The organism is Vibrio sp. Vb1554 (genome assembly GCF_033344235.1).
Map to the genome: position 1 here is coordinate 1 of NZ_JAWPOJ010000482.1, position 1025 is coordinate 1025.

Genomic DNA, 1025 nt, shown 5'->3' on the forward strand with positions numbered 1-1025 from the left:
CCGTCTGAGTTCATCGGTTCAACTTTCCCACCAAACCAGCTTTTCGGGAACGAGTGTTCACGGTTGTAGCAATCCCCTTCTTGACTGTATTGACCGCATTGGTCGGTTACTTTCGTGAAACTCACTGCGTCGTTGCCCGCAGGCTTCTCTGAATACATATCAAGAATGGAGCCGTCTTTCTCGTAGTAGTTATCCAAATCTGCGTCTTTTACCAAAGTCCAAATCGCTGAATAGCCACGGCTGGAGTGATTATTGATGATGTTAAACAACGCCGTTTTGAGTGCGTAGCCTGTCTTGCCAGACGCGGCTTGATAATACCCATCAACCACTGCTGGAGTCGTAGTGGTGTCACCTAACGTAAAATCAGTGGTTTCGCTTTTGGCGAACTCAGCGCCAGAAGCAAGGGTCTTGGCTCCTTCCATCAACGTGTACGAACCCGCGCCGCTTCCACAACAAATACCGTCACCATACGCATCTTGAATGGTGAAATGGTAGTCCCCGTCGGCTAAACACATGCTTTTTTCAACGGTGGTTGCCGACTCATAACCCTGACCAGAGAACAGTACTTCGGCTTGGCTGTTTTTCAGCGTCCAACTCGTTTCAGAGCCGTAGTTGTCGGTCGTGAGAGTCAAGACCACTTGGTGATCACTACAGCTCTCTACGGGAGGCTGCGTGCTTGTCTCGGTCGGTTGGAAGTTATCGACATAAACCACTTCTGAGCCGTCAAAGCCCGCTTCATCATAAAAACGTAATCCCACATCGATGGTTTTCGTGGTCGTCGCGGTGTAATTGAGTGTGAGTTCTTGCCACTGATTCGTTTGCTGCGGATTGGAGTAGCCGTGATAACCGTCTGCCACCAATCGAGCTTTTACATGCCCTTCAGTGTGATACACCGAGACTGAGAACGGATAGGTTTTCCCTTGCTCCACATTAATGGTTTGCAAAAAGTCGGTGTTGCTCTGGGTACCCGTGTTCACGACGACTTGAGCAGCCAAGCCGCCCGATTTGATTTGTTCGCTGCTTGG

At 49.9% G+C, this 1025-nt stretch carries 1 protein-coding gene; it reads right to left on the reverse strand.

Translation table 11 applies throughout. The features are described from left to right. On the reverse strand, positions 1–1025 hold a 1025-nt coding region (locus R8N28_RS27235), incomplete at both ends, for an endonuclease (RefSeq protein ID WP_318183918.1).